We start from the raw sequence: 16992 nt of genomic DNA, 5'->3' as shown, positions 1-16992 counted from the left end.
GTTCTGGAGAGGTATCTTTTGATGACCTTGTTTATACGAGTAGCGCTCGATAAGCATGTACGTTGGTTTGACGTGAAGTGTCGGACTCAGTTGTATTTCTAGAAAAGATCGGATTTCTTCCGCATTGGCTGTTGGGCTTCCCACTAAGCGATCTTCCAAGTGGCTGGACCATGAACCCATGCGCAACCACTGACCGATGGCGTCGCGTTTGAGATAGTTAAGTATAAGCGTTGAAGCAAGATAAATTAGACCTGCTGTAAGTGCGGCGCCGGCGATGAATGGGCTCATGGCAATCGCTAATAGCAATGGATTGCCAGCACCCGCTAGAACACCGCCTAATAATTGCAGGCCTCCGATAAACGACATCCCCACAACTGCTCCGCGTTTAATCTGCAACAGTTTTTTATCAGTTAACGAATTTGCATTATCGATCCCATCTGAAATGTCCCGAATCTCTGTGAACGTCGCCACTAACGTGAGCGCCCCCAACCCCACCAGCCGAGCACCGAAACCATGTATGAGTTTCTCCCACCCTGGTTGTACACTTTTCCAGTAAGTAGCAGACATCTCTGTGATCCCTATAGTCTTTCCACGAATCACCGTACTCAAATCCTTCATCACCCCCCACTTAGTCTCCACAAACAACCCCATCAGCGCACTCCCGGTATACGCCGTAGCAGACGTCAGCTTCACCCAATCCTTGTCACTCAACTCCCCATCTTTCGACAAGTCCCGATAAACCAGCGCGGTATTCAATATGTTGGCGATTATCACCCCATAGGTAATCGCACCCGCATTAAGGCCGCGTTTTTCGCTCCAGTCCCTAACGGTGGTGAGCCAGTTCCCGGCAGCGAGGCCGCCGCGGGCGAGGGAGTTAGCGATGCCTCCTTGAATGCCTTTCAGGTACGGCGAGTCTTGAAATTCAAACAGCAGCGGCAACCTCAGGGCATGGCTTTTGAGGGCGTTATCGGCTTCTGCCACGGCGCGACCCAGGCTGCGGGCGGTGTAGCTTTGACGTTGGTAGGTAAAACGATACTGAGCTGCTTTTAACTCCGTGCGTAACTGGTTCATCTCCTGTTTCCACTGCTTGAGACGCTTGGCAAAGTCCGGATCCAGCTTGAGGCCTTCGGGGTGCCCCATCAGGAAGTTGCCGATAGCCAGGTTGCGCAGCAGTGCACCCATGTGCGGGGTTTTTCCGCTGGCCAGTTTGCTGTCCGCCGCCAATAAGGCGAGCAGGGTTTTTTCCAGTACGTGTTTACCGGCGCCTTTGACCAAATCGCCCATTGCGGTGAAGGTTTTTTGAATCGGCTCGCTCAGGCCCTTCATCCACGGCTGGTGGGCTATGGCGTCGTGGCCCAGCAGGTTGTTCATCTCGCCGAAGCGGCCGACCAGGCTGTTGATGTCGCCCTGGTCTCTGATCAGGTCATCGGCTTGCGCGTCGAGGGCAGCCTTCAGGCCGGCCGAGAATCCGAAGCGGGCTACGCCGAACAGCGATTTAGCCTGCAGCTCTTCTTCCATCATCCACTGCGCCGTGCTCAGGTCTTGGCCGAGGACTTCCAGTAAGTTCGCAATATAGGTTTGCAGGTAAAGCAAGCTGTCGGGGTGGGTGGTGTCGATGAACAGCTTCAGCGGTTCGGTGCCCATGTGCTCGGCCCAAGTCCTTATGTCGTGCTGGGTTTTGGACAGTTGTTGGCGCAGGAGGTCATGCCGTGGCTGTTGTACCTCGGCGAAGCTACGAGCAGCGTTGTGGTCCGCTTGCAAGCGCCATTTTTGGCGGCCTTCCCAGCTTTCACGCAGTTTCGGGTCAGGCAGACTGCCGTATTTCCAATAGATCTGATTGCCCGTTTCGGTGGACGGCAGGCCTGTTAGCCCAAGTATCAAGCCGGTACCGGGGGTCATGGCGCCTGAGTCCTCCTCGATCTTTAACTGTTCGAAGTACTTTTCAGCGAGGGCGACATACTCTTTTGTTGCACGTTCATCCTTGAGCGCTGACGCGGGGAGCAGCGATCGATCGCTACCCGCGCCACACAGTTGCTCGACGATCCCGGCAATGCCTAGCTTGTGTTCATGCTCATCCTGCCACTCCTGAAAGGCGGCCTGGTCGCCGGTCAGTTGCATGCCCAAGTCTTCCATCACCGCCAACGGGTCGCTGAGGGCGATCAGCACCGAACTGAATTTGTCCTCGACGGTTCCGGTCCAGATCACGTCAGCGGCCAACGGAACGATGTGCTGTTGACCGAGGACATAATCGCCCACGCTAGGATGGGCCAAGTCTGCGAAACGGCCATCGTTGGCAATCGGCCAGGCATCGACATCGGCGACTGTTTTTTTCGCCAGGTGCGTCAAGGGCAGGGCGTGGGGCACCGACATGCAGCGGCTGTATTCTTTCAGGTCCAGCGGCTGCATCCACTGCGCACGGTCATCGTCGTGGGAGCGTAGATGCTCGCAGGTACGCCAGGTCCACTGCGTGGGTGAAAAGGCCAGATACAACCGGTTGTTACGTGGGTACAGCAAATGCGTGTGGCTTTTGCCCCGATTAGAGCGCTGATCCTGGCCGATATCGGCGTCAGTCCAAACAATGCGGGTCAGGTGGGCGGCAACCGGCGAATAGCTGTACTCGTGCAGGGTCTTGGCGGTTTCATCAAAAACGTAAACGAAGCCATCGCGCAGTTGGCGCAACGTGTAGGTACGGGTTTTCAGCTTCGGTAAGCGCGCCCACTGGCCGCGCGGGCTCAGCGGGGTTAAAGCCGAAGGGTCGACATCGTAGTGCGAGCGATCCAGGGCGTAGCGCATCGGGACGATGGCGACATTCGGACCCTTGAACGGGCAGACCGCCTTGGCCACCGCTGGGGTGTTAGCGAACAGGGCATTGCGTCGTTCTTGCAGATTGCCTTCTTTATCATTCATGAACGAAGTCCCTGTGCATGTGGCGAAAAATGTCGAAATCTCTGATGCGTAACTCTGGCGTCAGGCGCATATGTTCGGGGTCGCGGTGTAGCCAGGCTTGATAGCGGCTGCGCGGTTCGTCAGCGAACGTACTGCCGCAGTCGATGCTGATTTCGGCCCAAATGATTAGCCCGCGTTCGGTGGTCAATCCCCAGGCAAGTCCGCTATCAATGGTTGTATGCATCCATTCCGATATTTGCGGACTGTTCATGGCCTCAAAAAACGAGGGGCTGCTGCGGTTGTTCAGCCATTGATAAAACCGCTCCTCCAATTGCCAGCGCTGCGCCTGTTCAAGGGCCGCCAGTTGTGGATGGTCCAGCAAGGCAAAATCTGCCTGCCAAGGACATTCAGCTCCAGCTCGGCTAAACGTTTGCCAATTTTGTTGCGGCAGCGCTTGCCAGCTGTGGATTGGGCGGCCCACTGACCAGTGCTCAATAGGGCCCAGTCGCTCATCCAATTGCGTGTCATAAAGGCTCGACAGCCAAAAGTGCGCCACCGATGGATCGGCAAAACGCAGCAAGCCATTGCCACCCAACACATCGGGTGGGCAGAGGAAATGCCGTAGGTGGTGGGCGACGACATGCAGCGGTTCGGTGCTGTACAGCAAGGTTGAATCTTCCTGCTTACGTGGCTCATTGAGCCATTGCGAAACCTTTGGGCTAAAAGCCTCGAGCTTGATCAGAATCGGTCCCTGGCTATGCAATTCACTCCAGCGACTGCCGAGGTACAGCGGATTAACCTGCGCGGCGTGATCATCTTTCATGAGTTCGACCAGCGCGCCGGGACGCAAAACGCCGTCGATCAACAGATAGTTAGCATGTTCAGGACCGCTCATGGCGCTGCGTCTCCTGTCAGTTCACAGACTTCGCAGTGTTGAGGCGCTTGCTCCAGGGATTGCTCAATCGCCCGCGCTGAAATCGGTGGGATGCTTTCGGCGACCAGCGCGTCGGTGCCCGTTGGTGCGGATGGCACAGCAGGCGTCCCCGGCAACGGAACGCCGCCCAGTAGAATCGGTACGCTGCAAAAGATGCCCGCAGGGCTAATGAAAATGTGCTGACCGCCTGCTTTCAGCGTCAGGGTGATGCCAGCATCGATGATTAGATTGACGCCTGCCATGAGATGCACCTCTTGCCCAGCCTCTACGGCCACACTTTGGCTGACACAGGTATGGCTGGAGCCAGTTACTTGCAGGTGATCGCCGGCCAGCAACTGCACTTTACGGTGACCGGAAATACGTCGATTTTCCTCAGCCTCCAGAGCGGAAATGCTGTTGCCCTTGATCGTTTCCAGCCGCTGCCCGCGTACTTCAAGACGGCTGTCGTTCTGGATTAGCTGCTCCATGTCCCGCTGGGCGCGCAAATAAACTAACTCAGCACCGCTGCGGTCCTCAAAGGACACTTCATTGAAGCCCTGGCTCGACGTCGAACTGCGGCTGCGAAACACGCTTTTGGTCTTGTTCGCCGGCAGCTCGTAAGGAACGGGATTTAAACTGTTCGGCAAACAGCCCATGACAATCGGCCGATCTGGATCGCCTTCAAGATACGAAATCAACACTTCCATGCCGACCCGCGGCAGGGGCACGGCGCCGTAATGAGCGCCTGCCCAACCGGAAGCCACCCGTACCCAACAACTGGTGGTCTCGTCTTCCTGCTCACGACGATCCCAGTGAAACTTGACCTTCACCCGACCAAACTTATCGCAGTGAATTTCTTCACCTTCAGGCCCGGTGACCCTAGCGGTTTGCGTGCTGTGGATAAGCGGTTTGGGATGGCGCAGTGCGGGACGAAACTGCACGGCTTCCGGGATGGCCGTAAATGAATTTCGATACCCCTGAGCGATCCGCCCCACCTCAACGACAGACGAAGCGCCCAGCTCTTCCAACACCTGCGGCTGCCGACCTTCATGCCGCACCCAGATCAGCACCCATGGATTATTCCACTCCAACTGCGGGTGCTCTTCCAGCCGGATCAACGTCCCGCTGCGCAACACCGGTTGATCACTTTTGCCATCCGCCAGTTGGAAATCAGTGCGATGCCGTTGCAGGTCCCGGATCGCGAATTTATTACTAATTTCGTCCTCCAGAAAGCGACCGGGATACACGTAGTGCTCAAGCCTGGGGCCGACGTGGAGATCTTCCCCTCTCTGGCTTTCCAGTAAATAACCAGATTTCTGGAAGTCGTAATCGCGGTGCACCACATGGCTGGTCCGTGCTGCCAGACGCACGCCGAACTCATTGACGAAATACTCCTCAGGTACCATTCCGTTAAACGGTTTGAACGGCATCGTCACTCGCGCGGCATGGGGAAACATCGTTTCGTCTTGGGCAAAGATCAAGCGATGGCCGTCAGCCGAATGCTCAAAGCGGTAAAACCAACCGTCCTCTTCGCACAGTCGGTTCACAAAGTGCAGGTCGCTTTCATCGTACTGAACGCAATACTCACGCATCGCCGCGCCTGCCACATCACCTCTGAATTCAGCGTGCAGACCGTCGAACAAACCATGCTCTTTCAGCACGTCGAGAACGATGTCTGGCACGGTCATGTGCTGAAACGAACGGCGGTGACTGCTGTGCTCCAGGTAGGCCAGATAGGGTTTCAGCACCAACGTGTAGTGCGTCAGCTGTACGCAGGAGTCGCCTTTATGAGCGGAGTGGACGTGCCCATGAAAACCTTCGCCCGCAGGCCCAAAGCTGAGAAAGGCTGCCTTGTGCAATAAGTCCGCTAGCGCAATACCTCGCTCACGACTGACCAGCTCAACCGTGATCGCGTAAGGCGCGCTGACCGCCTCACACCCGTTAAAAGCGAGCACCTGAAAACGAGCGTTTTCAACGCCTGTGATGCTCAGCGTAAAGGTCGGGGTATTGGCCTGAGGCATGCGCAGAATCTCCACATCGAAAAGATGCGGGACTCTGCAGGATTGGGCCTTTAACGACTATCGGGAGCCACCCACACAAGACGTAGGAAGCATCTTGCGTGTGGGTGGGGTTGTTCCTACGGCCGCAAACCAGACAAAAAAGCCCCGCCAGGCATACGCCGGACGGGGCTTTTGGGTGCTGCAAACTAAACCATCAATGACGCTTGCGATTGGTGATCTGGGTGCCAACTCCGCTGTCCGTAAAGATCTCCAGCAGCACTGCATTGGGCACGCGGCCGTCAATGATGTGCGAGCTGTTGACCCCGCCCTGAACCGCTTCCAACGCGCAACGAATCTTGGGCAGCATGCCGCCGTAGATAGTGCCATCGGCAATCAGGTGATCCACTTGTTCGGTGGTCAGCCCTGTCAGTACTTCGCCCTGTTTGTTCATCAAGCCGGCAATGTTGGTCAGCAAAATCAGCTTTTCGGCCTTTAAGGCCTCAGCAACTTTGCCTGCCACCAGGTCGGCATTGATGTTGTAGGACTCACCGTCAGGACCGACACCAATAGGTGCGATTACCGGAATGAAGTCGCCTTTGACCAGCATGTTCAGTAGGTCGGTATTAACCCCGACTACTTCACCGACCTGGCCGATGTCGATGATTTCAGGCGTGGTCATCTCGGGTGTCTGACGCGTTACCGTCAGTTTTTTCGCACGAATAAGCTCAGCATCTTTGCCGGTCAGGCCGATGGCGCTGCCGCCATGGCGATTGATCAGATTGACGATGTCTTTATTGACTTGGCCGCCCAGCACCATCTCAACCACATCCATGGTCTGAGCGTCAGTCACGCGCATTCCGTCGATGAAGTGGCTTTCAATCGACAACCGCTTAAGCAGATCGCCGATCTGCGGGCCGCCGCCGTGAACCACTACCGGGTTGATACCGACTGCTTTCATCAGCACGATATCGCGCGCAAAACCGGTTTTCAGCTCGTCGCTTTCCATGGCGTTTCCGCCGTATTTGATCACCAGCGTCTTGCCGACGAATCGGCGAATGTAAGGCAACGCTTCGGACAAAACTTTGGCGACGTTGGCAGCGGCATCACGTTCGATGGTCATTCAGGGCTCCAGTGAAACTATAGGGTCGGTCAAAACGGCAGTTCGAGGTCAGGTGCGACGTTCTTCAGTTGGGCGTGAAACACATCTTTGATCCGTTGCAATTCAGCTTCGGTATCGGCTTCGAAGCGCAGTACCAAGACCGGCGTGGTGTTGGATGCGCGAACCAAACCCCAGCCTTTCGGGTAATCGACGCGTACGCCGTCGATGCTGGTCAGTTTCGCGTCGTTGCCCCACTGCGCGTCGCGCTGCAACGCTTCAATGATGCTGAACTTGGTCAAGTCAGTCACATCGATGTTGATTTCCGGTGTGGAAATGTCGTTCGGGAAGGTGGCAAACACTTCGTCAGCGGTAGCTTTTTGCTGGCTGAGAATTTCCAGCAGGCGTGCAGCGCTGTAAATGCCGTCGTCAAAACCGAACCAACGCTCTTTGAAGAAGATATGGCCGCTCATTTCGCCGGCCAGCAATGCGCCGCTTTCGCGCATTTTCTTTTTGATCAATGAGTGACCCGTTTTCCACATGACCGGACGGCCGCCGTATTCGCTGATTAGCGGGGTCAGGCGTCGCGTGCATTTCACGTCGAAAATGATGTCGGCACCTGGATTGCGCGACAGCACATCCTTGGCAAACAACATCAGCAAGCGGTCAGGGAACACGATCGCGCCGGTGTTGGTTACTACCCCAACGCGATCACCGTCGCCATCAAACGCCAAACCTAGATCGGCACTGGTTTCTTTGACCTTGGCGATCAGGTCCACAAGGTTTTCCGGCTTGCCCGGATCCGGGTGGTGGTTAGGGAAGTTGCCATCGACGTCGCAGAACAGCGGGATCACTTCGCAATTCAACGCTTCGATAAGCCGAGGGGCAATTACCCCGGCCGCACCGTTGCCGCAATCGACGACGACTTTCATGGGCCGCGCGAGCACCACGTCCTTGGTAATTTCCTTGAAGTAACTTTCAAGGATTTCGACCTTCTCGACGTTGCCCTTGCCGGTGGTCAAGTCATTGGTCTTCAGGCGGGTATGCAACGCTTGAATCTGTTCGTTGGCCAAGGTGTCGCCAGCAATGACGATCTTGAAGCCGTTGTAGTTCGATGGGTTGTGGCTACCCGTAAGCATCACGCCAGATTTGCCAGCCAACACGTTGGCGGCATAGTAAAGCGCCGGAGTAGGCACCAGACCGACGTCGCTGACATGGCAGCCGGCGTCGAACAAGCCTTGAATTAGTTGTTGCACCAGTTCGGGGCCAGATAAACGGCCATCACGACCGACTGAGACGTGCGGTTCATTTTTTGCCAGACTTTCGGAGCCGATCGCTCGCCCAATCCAATAAGCCGTTTCCGCGCTAAGGGTTTCTCCGATGACGCCGCGGATGTCGTACGCGCGGAAAATGCTGTCAGGAAATGTCGGTGCTACGGATGCTGGGCTGTTCATGATCTGGGGGTGCTCCACTCTCAGGAAATCCTGGTTTTCGTCGAGGATGTCGATATCGAGAATATCGGTATCTTGGAACAACGGATCGACCCACTCAGCATGCTGAGAGCCGTGCTGGGCAGCCGCTTCTGCGCGGCTTGCAGCCAAACCGTTGTCGAAGTTGGCCTTACCGTTTGAGGCCCCCTGTGCCGGATTAGTAACCAGGGTGGTGGGGGCGCCGCGCAATGAAAACCGAGCCAGGCTTTGTGCCAGGCCGTTGAGCGCCGGAAGACTTAAGCCGAAGGCTTTGACGGCTTTTCCGCCCGAGAGTTCTTGAAGCAGTTGATCCAGTTGACGGGCGTCGGCACCGATACGCCGTTGCAGTGCGCTTTCATTGAGGTACAGCCCAAGCATGGAGCCGACCAATGCAAGTAGCACTGCCAATCCCAATAGTAGCCAAGGCGTCGCAGAGTCAAGCGCCGGGCCGGGTGTAAATTCGAGTTTCCAGTTAGGCAGGCCGGTATCAAATGTTTGTGCTGCGCCAGAGGGTTGGCCGCGCAGCAGCAAGACTTGGCCCGGGGCGGTCGCAAATTGCTGAGTTACTTTTACTTGGCCCACATCGGCGGGTAATACCGGCAACGCGCCCAGCACTCGCTGCAGGTCGAATGCGAACAACAGCGTCCCGATGACTGGAGCGGTCGGGCTCGCGCGCAGTGGCGCTGCACTGTAGATCACCCAGCGGTCGCCAATTTTGCGTGCTTCGGGCAAGGGTGTCTGCCCTTGGACGGTTTTGTTGAGCATATCCAGCGTCGCGAAGTTCACTGGCACAGGGCCTTGGTTGTCCACTTCGGTGAGACCGATATGACTGAGTCGAACCCCAATGACGCCGTTGCGAAAGCCCAGTTGGGTTTGTGCCTGGTTTACGGCGTTGGGATCGTTGCTTTGCAACGCCTGGATCAACGTGCCGTCGAGGGCAGCGGCCTGGGTTGCGGCGTCCAATTGTTTCAGAGCAAGGCCCAACGCGGTAGCTTGACTGGTACCCCAGGCCTCGCCCAACCGCGGCTGCATTTGCGAATGACTGAAAAGTGCTAGCCACAGCAACACGCTGGCAGCAATCAGGCCAACGATTACCGACACCAAGCCGGGTGAAAGGATCTGTTGGCGGCCGCTCGGAGCTTGATCGGTTGCGGTTTGCGAAGTGCTGTTCGCGGTGGCCGTACGGCTAAAACCTTTCAAATAACCTCTCCCCGTTTTTCATCCTGAATGGCGCGCATGGAACCTGATCCGTTCGCAACGTGGCGCGAACCACCCGCAGTTGGATCAGATTAAAGTGGTTATTTCATAGGCTGCTCAATGGCTGCCGGAGTGACCGAAGCCGCCAGCACCGCGCTGGCTTTCGTCGAACTCTTGCACCAGTTCAAAGTGTGCTTGCACAACGGGCACCAACACCAACTGGGCCAGACGTTCACCGATGGACATTTTGAACGCTGTTTGGCCGCGATTCCAACACGACACCATCAGCTCACCTTGATAATCGGAGTCGATCAAACCGACCAAATTGCCCAGCACTATGCCGTGCTTGTGACCGAGCCCGGAGCGCGGAAGAATCAGCGCGGCCAAGCCTGGGTCGCCAATATAAATCGACAAACCCGTTGGGATCAGCAGCGTTTGGCCGGGTTCGATGACGGTATCTTCTTTGAGCATGGCGCGCAGGTCGAGGCCGGCAGAGCCCGTGGTGGCGTAGGCTGGGAGAGGAAATTCGCTACCAATGCGGGGGTCGAGGATCTTGGCTTGTAAAGCATGCATACGTTGATTAAACCTGGTTCAGACGGTTGGCGATGAAGGTGATTAGCTGGCGGGCGATTTTGCCCTTGCTGGTCTGGGCGAAAATAGTTTCGTGTAACGCTCGATCAATCACGCTGCAGGCGTTTTCTTCGCTGTTGAACCCGATGCTTGGGTTGGCAACGTCGTTGGCGACGATCAGATCAAGGTTTTTGTCCTTGAGTTTGCGAGCAGCATAGTCGAGCAAATGTTCGGTTTCGGCGGCAAAGCCGACACTGAACGGCCGGTCCGGGCGCCGGGCGATGGTCGCCAGAATATCCGGGTTGCGGACCATCTGCAGCAGCAGGCCGTCGCCGTTGGAGGGGTCTTTCTTGAGTTTGTGCGGGGCAACGACTTCCGGCCGGTAGTCCGCCACCGCAGCGGAGGCGATGAACAGGTCACAGGGAATGGCCGCTTCGCAGGCCGCAAGCATATCGCGGGCGCTGACGACGTCGATCCGCGTGACGCGATCTGGCGTTTGCAGGTTCACCGGGCCGGTAATCAACGTCACGCGGGCACCGGCTTCTACAGCCGCTTCAGCCAAGGCAAAACCCATCTTTCCCGAGCTGTGGTTAGTGATGTACCGCACGGGGTCGATGTTTTCCTGGGTCGGGCCCGCGGTGATCAACACGTGTTTGCCGGTCAGCGACTCGCGCTGGAAGCATTCTGCGGCGCAGAGGGCCAAGTCGTCGGCTTCAAGCATCCGACCAAAACCGACATCGCCACAGGCCTGGCTGCCTGATGCTGGGCCGAACATACGCATACCGCGTTCTTCCAGCAGCCGAGTATTGGCTTGGGTGGCCGGGTCGCGCCACATGGCCTGGTTCATTGCCGGCGCCAACGCCACTGGGGCGTCAGTTGCCAACACCACGGTGGTCAGCAGGTCGTTGGCCAGACCTTGGGCCAGGCGCGCGATGAGATCCGCTGTGGCTGGCGCAATTAGCACCAGATCAGCCCATTTGGCCAGTTCGATGTGCCCCATCGCCGCTTCTGCGGCCGGGTCGAGCAAATCCATGTGGACTGGATTGCCGGAAAGGGCCTGCATCGTCAGGGGGGTAATGAACTCACTGCCACCGCGGGTCATGACAACACGCACTTCCGCGCCCTGATCGAGCAACCGACGGACTAATTCAGCGCTCTTGTAGGCAGCAATGCCGCCGCCGACGCCCAGAACAATGCGTTTCCGATACAGCCGCTGCATAGGCCTGCCTTTTAGTCGAGTGATCGCAACGGCGATGACGCCTCCCCAGGCCAGGTCGCCGCGCAAAAAAGATGGGCTAAGATAGCACAGCGACCGCACTGGAACAGCGGGGGCCCACACACACATGGAGGTGCTATGAGCATTAGAGACTGGCCCGCGGCCGAACGCCCGCGGGAGAAGCTGCTTGGGATGGGATCGGCGAGTCTTTCCGACGCTGAGTTGTTAGCGATCTTTTTGCGCACCGGAGTCACCGGAAAAAGCGCGGTAGACCTTGCTCGACACTTGCTGACGCAATTTGGCAGCTTGCGGTCATTGTTGGAGGCCGACCAACAAACGTTCAGCCAAGAGCTGGGTTTAGGGCCTGCGAAGTTCGCGCAGTTACAAGCGGTCATGGAAATGGCTCGAAGGCACATGGCCGAGCGCCTGAAGCGAGACCCGAGCCTGCATAACCCCAACGAGGTGCGTAACTACCTCAAAGCGCTGCTCAGGCATGAGCCGCATGAAGTTTTCGGCTGTCTTTTTCTAGACGCCAAGCACCGGGTGCTGGGGTTCGAGGCTCTATTTCGCGGCTCTATTCGGTGCACTGAAGTGCACCCACGGCAAGTGGTCAAGCGCGCCTTGGCGAACAACGCTGCGGCGGTGATTTTGTGCCACAACCACCCCTCTGGGATCACCGATCCCAGTCACTCTGATCAAAAACTGACCGTCACGTTGAAAACGGCGCTGGCATTGGTCGATGTTCAAGTACTCGATCACTTCATCATCGGCGACGGCGATCCTTTATCGATGTCCGAAGCCGGTCTGATGTGAAACAAGTAGGCCGCGCTCATGGTGGCGCGGCCTCCGCTTTGGGGCTTGAGCGGCGAATTATTTCAGCGTTACGTGGGAAAAGTCCTGACGTCCGAACGGACTGACCTGATACCCCTGTACGTCTTTTCGCGTCAGCGCGGCAGCCGTTGGGTGCGCCAATGGCAGCCAGAGCGCTTGCTGCTGAATTTGCGCTTGGGCTTTCAGGTAAAGCGCGCTGCGTTGTGCCTGATCGCTGCCGGCCTTGCCATCGCTTATAAGTTTATCCAGGCCTTTATCGCAATAACGGGCGAAGTTAGTCCCGGAAGTAACGGCTGCGCATGAGAATTGCGGGGTCAGGAAATTGTCCGGATCGCCGTTATCGCCTGCCCACCCCATGAATAACAGGTCATGCTCGCCGGCCTTGGCGCGACGAATCAGTTCGCCCCACTCAATGACTTTAATCTCTGCGGTAATGCCCACTTTGGCCAGATCGTCCTGCAGCAGTTGGGCGCCAAGGCTGGGGTTTGGATTCAACAAACTGCCGGATGGTCGCGTCCATATAGTGGTCTTGAAACCATCCTTCAGTCCGGCTTTGGCCAATAGCTCGCGGGCTTTAGCGGGGTCGTGGGCGTACCCCGGCAGGTCCTTGGCGTAGCTCCAGGTGTTAGGCGGGTAAATGCCGTTGGCGGCCACTGCAGAGCCTTCAAAGACGGCCTTCAGGTAGACGTCCTTATCAAACGCCAAATTGATCGCCTGCCGCACCTCTGGTTTGTCCAGCGGCGGGTGCTGGCTGTTGATCGCGACAAAGGCGGTCATGAACGCCGCGTTCTTCACGACAGTCAGCTTTGGGTCAGTGCTGGCGGCCTGAACATCGAGCGGCTTGGGCGAAAGGGCAATCTGGCATTCGTTCTGGCGGACTTTCTGCAAGCGAACGTTGGCGTCCGGGGTGATTGCAAACACTAGAGCGTCGACCCCAGGTTTGCCGTCGAAATAGTCCGTGTTGGCGGCGTAACGCACCACAGCGTCTCGCTGGAAGCGTTTAAACACAAAAGGGCCAGTGCCGATAGGCTGGCTGTTAAGTTTCTCCGGGGTGCCTGCCTTGAGCAGCTGTGCGGTGTACTCGGCAGAGTAGATCGAGGCAAAACCCATGCTGAGCGTTGCCAGGAAGGTCGAGTCCGGATGATCCAGGGTAAAGCGCACAGTGTGCGCGTCGGGCGCTTCGATGTTTTTGATCAGCGCGGGCAACTGCATAGACTGCGCATGGGGGAAGCCACTTTGGGCGATCTTGTGCCAAGGATTAGCTGGGTCGAGCATGCGTTGAAAGCTGAACACTACATCTTCGGCAGTCAGGTCGCGGGTCGGGGTGAAGTATTCGGTGTGGTGAAACTTCACGCCAGAGCGTAATTTGAACGTGTACGTCAGGCCGTCTGCGGATATTTCCCAGCTCTCGGCCAGGCTAGGTACTACCTTGCCGTCGTGAGCATCGAAATCCACCAAGCGGTTCATCAGCACATCGGCGGACGCGTTGGTGGTGGTCAGCGAGTTGTATTGCACAACGTCAAAGCCTTCGGGGCTGGCTTCAGTGCAGACGCTGAGGGTTGTCGCGGCCTGAGCCCATAATGGGCAGAGCAAAGGGGCGAGCAGAAGGGGGAGAGCAGCGAGACGCATGGCTAAATTCCTGTCAGATAGGGCCCCATCTGCAGGCGCAGTCTGGTAAGCGACTTACCCTAGACTATGCATCGGCGCAGGACAATCCGTCTTGCTCGACGAGCGGTACATTTCCGGCAATCGCCTGCACCGGCTGTGTTTCTAGCCCGTAAACAGGCAGGGTGGAAAAGGTAATGTGTATGTTGTGTTGTTGCATCGCAGGTATTCTGGTATAAAGCAGCGCTCTTTTCTAGGGGCCCGGTTCCTTCGTTTGTAGGTGTAGCCGGTAAGACCCCTAAAGAAACGCGGCGCCTGGCGCCAACTGAGAGATTAAGCGGCCAACCCATGCCGGGTTGGGCATGTGGTTTTTAGAGGGCTGAGGCATGTCGAGAGTATGTCAAGTTACCGGTAAGGGTCCGGTAACTGGGAATAACATTTCCCACGCAAATAACAAAACCCGTCGTCGTTTCCTGCCGAACCTGCAGCATCACCGCTTCTGGGTCGAGTCCGAGAATCGTTTCGTGCGTCTGCGCGTATCTGCTAAAGGCATGCGTATCATCGACAAGCGTGGCATTGATGTCATTCTTCTCGAAATCCGCGCCAATGGCGCTAAGGTCTAAGGGAGAAAGTCATGCGTGAATTGATCCGTTTGGTGTCGAGCGCTAACACAGGCCACTTCTACACCACCGATAAGAACAAGCGCACTACTCCGGATAAAATCGAAATCAAAAAATTCGATCCGGTAGCTCGTAAGCACGTGATGTACAAAGAAGCCAAAATCAAGTAATTGGTTTTTACTTCTTACGAAAAAGCCCGCCTGAGAAGGCGGGCTTTTTTGTGTCTGAAATTTGCGACTTTGTTGAATAAAATGAACAGCGGCTAGCCGTTTACCCAAAAGTGTCAAATATATTGGAAATTCCCCCGGCACTTGGTTTAGGGTAATCGCTGCTTGGTTGATGCCATCCGTATTCAAAAATACAACAGGAGGACACTCGAATGACGACCCTTACTCGTGCTGATTGGGAACAACGCGCCCGCGATTTGAAAATCGAAGGCCGCGCTTACATCAATGGCGAATACACCGCCGCCGTTTCCGGTGCCACTTTCGAATGCCTCAGCCCGGTCGATGGTCGTCTTCTGGCGAAGGTTGCCAGTTGTGACGCCGCTGACGCTCAGCGTGCTGTTGATAGCGCCCGTGCAACGTTCAACTCCGGTGTGTGGTCGCGTCTGGCTCCGGTCAAGCGTAAAGCGGCCATGATTCGCTTCGCTGCATTACTGAATGAGCACGTAGAAGAGTTGGCGCTGCTCGAAACCCTCGACATGGGTAAGCCAATCAGTGATTCACTGAATATCGACATTCCCGGCTCCGCTCAGGCGTTGAGCTGGAACGGTGAAGCAATCGACAAGATTTACGACGAAGTCGCCGCAACGCCGCATAACCAATTGGGTTTGGTAACGCGTGAGCCAATCGGGGTGGTTGCCGCCATCGTGCCGTGGAACTTCCCGTTGTTGATGGCCTGCTGGAAACTCGGCCCGGCGCTGTCCAGCGGTAACTCGGTGATCCTCAAGCCGTCGGAAAAATCGCCTTTAACCGCCATTCGTGTGGCCCAACTGGCCGTTGAAGCGGGTATCCCTGCGGGCGTGTTCAACGTATTGCCAGGTTACGGGCACACAGTGGGCAAGGCGTTGGCGTTGCACATGGACATCGACACTCTGGTATTCACCGGCTCCACCCGAACCGCCAAGCAGCTTTTGATTTACTCCGGCGAGTCGAACATGAAGCGTATTTGGCTGGAGGCGGGCGGCAAAAGCCCCAACATCGTTTTTGCCGATGCGCCGGACCTGCAAGCTGCAGCCGAGTCTGCCGCCAGCGCGATTGCCTTCAACCAAGGCGAAGTCTGCACCGCCGGTTCCCGGCTGCTGGTCGAGCGCTCGATCAAGGACCAGTTTTTGCCGTTGGTGATCGAAGCGCTGAAAGCCTGGAAGCCCGGTAATCCACTGGACCCGCAAACCAATGTCGGCGCTCTGGTCGATACCCAGCAAATGAACAGCGTACTGTCGTACATCGAGTCTGGTCATGCTGACGGCGCCAAATTGGTGGTGGGCGGCAAGCGCATTCTGCAGGAAACAGGCGGTACGTACGTTGAACCGACGATTTTTGATGGCGTGACCAACGCGATGAAAATCGCTCAGGAAGAAATATTCGGCCCGGTGCTGTCGGTGCTTACCTTCGATACCGTTGAAGAAGCCATTCAGATTGCCAACGACACGCCGTACGGCTTGGCTGCGGCAGTCTGGACCGCCAACCTGTCGAAAGCCCACTTGACCGCTAAGGCGCTGCGTGCGGGCAGTGTGTGGATCAACCAATACGACGGCGGCGACATGACCGCTCCATTCGGTGGTTTCAAGCAGTCAGGCAATGGTCGCGATAAATCCCTGCATGCGTTCGATAAGTACACCGAACTGAAAGCGACCTGGATCAAGTTGTAATCCCCGAGACCGAGTCGGTTTCTTCGCGAATAAATTCGCTCCCACAGGTTGAACACAATCTAACCGTGGGAGCGAATTCATTCGCGAAAGGGCCCTTACGGACCTATGAAAATGCGTTGGGCTACTTATTTCGCTGTCCTGGCATCGGTGCTCAGCGTCGGCCTGGCGCTAGGCGTCAGCATGCCGCTGGTGTCGCTAAGGCTGGAGAGTTGGGGTTACGGCGCTTTCGCCATCGGTGTCATGGCGGCAATGCCGGCCATTGGTGTTTTGGTCGGGGCCAGCGTTGCCAGCCGCCTCGCTGCGCATTTCGGTACGCCGCGGCTAATGCGCCTGTGTTTGTGGGGTGGGGCGCTGTCCATTGGTTTGCTGGCCGTGCTGCCGAGCTACTCGGTCTGGCTGGTACTGCGGTTGATGATCGGCGTGATTCTGACCATCGTCTTCATCCTCGGCGAAAGCTGGATCAATCAACTGGTGGTCGAGCGTTTACGCGGTCGCCTGGTCGCACTGTACGGCAGCAGTTACGCCCTGAGCCAATTGGCTGGGCCCTTACTGTTGGGCTTTATCGGCACGGAAGCTGACTACGGCTTTTGGCTGGGTGCCGCATTACTGGTCATTTCCCCGCTCTTGCTGTTGGGCCGTACGGGCGCGCCCAGCGCTGAGGCGTGTAGCGTAACCTTCCGTGACTTGTTCGGTTTTTGTCGGGGACTGCCCGCCAT

At 56.8% G+C, this 16992-nt stretch carries 13 protein-coding genes; 5 read left to right on the top strand and 8 right to left on the bottom strand.

The annotated features are described in order from the left end of the window. The 7 genes from M0974_RS08820 to coaBC form a co-directional block, all read right to left on the bottom strand. Window positions 1-2907: T6SS effector BTH_I2691 family protein (locus M0974_RS08820; protein WP_297835419.1), on the bottom strand; the 2907-nt coding region annotated here is incomplete at its 3' end. Beyond that, window positions 2900-3781: a DUF4123 domain-containing protein gene (locus tag M0974_RS08815; RefSeq protein WP_297835417.1), complete on the bottom strand. Its 882-nt coding sequence runs from the start codon at window positions 3779-3781 to the stop codon at window positions 2900-2902. The genes M0974_RS08820 and M0974_RS08815, both read right to left, overlap by 8 nt. Next, window positions 3778-5820, bottom strand: a complete 2043-nt coding sequence (gene tssI / locus M0974_RS08810) for a type VI secretion system tip protein TssI/VgrG (RefSeq protein WP_297835415.1) — start codon at window positions 5818-5820, stop codon at window positions 3778-3780. The genes M0974_RS08815 and tssI overlap by 4 nt, the downstream gene beginning before the upstream one ends. 193 nt (window positions 5821-6013) lie before the next feature. Continuing rightward, a complete protein-coding gene (gene argB / locus M0974_RS08805) occupies window positions 6014-6919 on the bottom strand; it encodes an acetylglutamate kinase (RefSeq protein ID WP_297835413.1) in 906 nt (301 codons plus the stop codon). Between the two features lie 29 nt (window positions 6920-6948). Beyond that, entirely contained in the window at window positions 6949-8349 is a 1401-nt protein-coding gene (locus tag M0974_RS08800) for a phosphomannomutase/phosphoglucomutase (protein WP_297835421.1), read from the bottom strand. Window positions 8350-9678: 1329 nt separating this feature from the next. After that, window positions 9679-10134, bottom strand: a complete 456-nt coding sequence (gene dut, locus M0974_RS08795) for a dUTP diphosphatase (protein WP_297835411.1) — start codon at window positions 10132-10134, stop codon at window positions 9679-9681. 7 nt (window positions 10135-10141) lie between these two features. Next, window positions 10142-11350 carry a bifunctional phosphopantothenoylcysteine decarboxylase/phosphopantothenate--cysteine ligase CoaBC gene (gene coaBC / locus M0974_RS08790; RefSeq protein ID WP_297835409.1) on the bottom strand — a complete coding sequence of 403 codons (1209 nt, stop codon included), beginning with the start codon at window positions 11348-11350 and terminating at the stop codon, window positions 10142-10144. A gap of 135 nt (window positions 11351-11485) precedes the next feature. Here coaBC and radC point away from each other — a divergent pair, with 135 nt between their 5' ends. After that, window positions 11486-12160, top strand: a complete 675-nt coding sequence (radC, locus tag M0974_RS08785) for a DNA repair protein RadC (RefSeq protein WP_297835406.1) — start codon at window positions 11486-11488, stop codon at window positions 12158-12160. A gap of 57 nt (window positions 12161-12217) precedes the next feature. On the opposite strand, the gene M0974_RS08780 is transcribed toward radC, so the two are convergent. Beyond that, window positions 12218-13807, bottom strand: a complete 1590-nt coding sequence (locus M0974_RS08780; RefSeq protein WP_297835404.1) for an ABC transporter substrate-binding protein — start codon at window positions 13805-13807, stop codon at window positions 12218-12220. Between the two features lie 362 nt (window positions 13808-14169). On the opposite strand from M0974_RS08780, the gene rpmB reads away from it, so the two are divergent. The 4 genes from rpmB to M0974_RS08760 all read left to right on the top strand — a co-directional run. Then, window positions 14170-14406, top strand: a complete 237-nt coding sequence (rpmB, locus tag M0974_RS08775; protein ID WP_219063049.1) for a 50S ribosomal protein L28 — start codon at window positions 14170-14172, stop codon at window positions 14404-14406. An 11-nt stretch (window positions 14407-14417) separates the two neighbouring features. Next, a complete protein-coding gene (rpmG, locus tag M0974_RS08770) occupies window positions 14418-14573 on the top strand; it encodes a 50S ribosomal protein L33 (protein WP_297835398.1) in 156 nt (51 codons plus the stop codon). Window positions 14574-14782: 209 nt separating this feature from the next. Continuing rightward, entirely contained in the window at window positions 14783-16276 is a 1494-nt protein-coding gene (locus M0974_RS08765; protein ID WP_297835397.1) for an aldehyde dehydrogenase, read from the top strand. Window positions 16277-16387: 111 nt separating this feature from the next. Continuing rightward, a partial coding sequence (locus M0974_RS08760) for an MFS transporter (protein WP_297835395.1) occupies window positions 16388-16992 on the top strand: 605 nt, incomplete at its 3' end.

Source organism: Pseudomonas sp. (assembly GCF_026224925.1).
Taxonomy (GTDB): Bacteria; Pseudomonadota; Gammaproteobacteria; order Pseudomonadales; family Pseudomonadaceae; genus Aquipseudomonas.
This window is presented reverse-complemented; position numbering and strand designations above follow the sequence as displayed.

Excerpts from the sequence above, each read along its gene's own strand:
- M0974_RS08815 (WP_297835417.1), bottom strand. The coding sequence starts at position 3,781 with ATGAGCGGTCCTGAACATGCTAACTATCTGTTGATCGACGGCGTTTTG.
- tssI (WP_297835415.1), bottom strand. The coding sequence starts at position 5,820 with ATGCCTCAGGCCAATACCCCGACCTTTACGCTGAGCATCACAGGCGTT.
- argB (WP_297835413.1), bottom strand. The coding sequence starts at position 6,919 with ATGACCATCGAACGTGATGCCGCTGCCAACGTCGCCAAAGTTTTGTCC.
- M0974_RS08800 (WP_297835421.1), bottom strand. The coding sequence starts at position 8,349 with ATGAACAGCCCAGCATCCGTAGCACCGACATTTCCTGACAGCATTTTC.
- dut (WP_297835411.1), bottom strand. The coding sequence starts at position 10,134 with ATGCATGCTTTACAAGCCAAGATCCTCGACCCCCGCATTGGTAGCGAA.
- coaBC (WP_297835409.1), bottom strand. The coding sequence starts at position 11,350 with ATGCAGCGGCTGTATCGGAAACGCATTGTTCTGGGCGTCGGCGGCGGC.
- radC (WP_297835406.1), top strand. The coding sequence starts at position 11,486 with ATGAGCATTAGAGACTGGCCCGCGGCCGAACGCCCGCGGGAGAAGCTG.
- M0974_RS08780 (WP_297835404.1), bottom strand. The coding sequence starts at position 13,807 with ATGCGTCTCGCTGCTCTCCCCCTTCTGCTCGCCCCTTTGCTCTGCCCA.
- rpmB (WP_219063049.1), top strand. The coding sequence starts at position 14,170 with ATGTCGAGAGTATGTCAAGTTACCGGTAAGGGTCCGGTAACTGGGAAT.
- rpmG (WP_297835398.1), top strand. The coding sequence starts at position 14,418 with ATGCGTGAATTGATCCGTTTGGTGTCGAGCGCTAACACAGGCCACTTC.
- M0974_RS08765 (WP_297835397.1), top strand. The coding sequence starts at position 14,783 with ATGACGACCCTTACTCGTGCTGATTGGGAACAACGCGCCCGCGATTTG.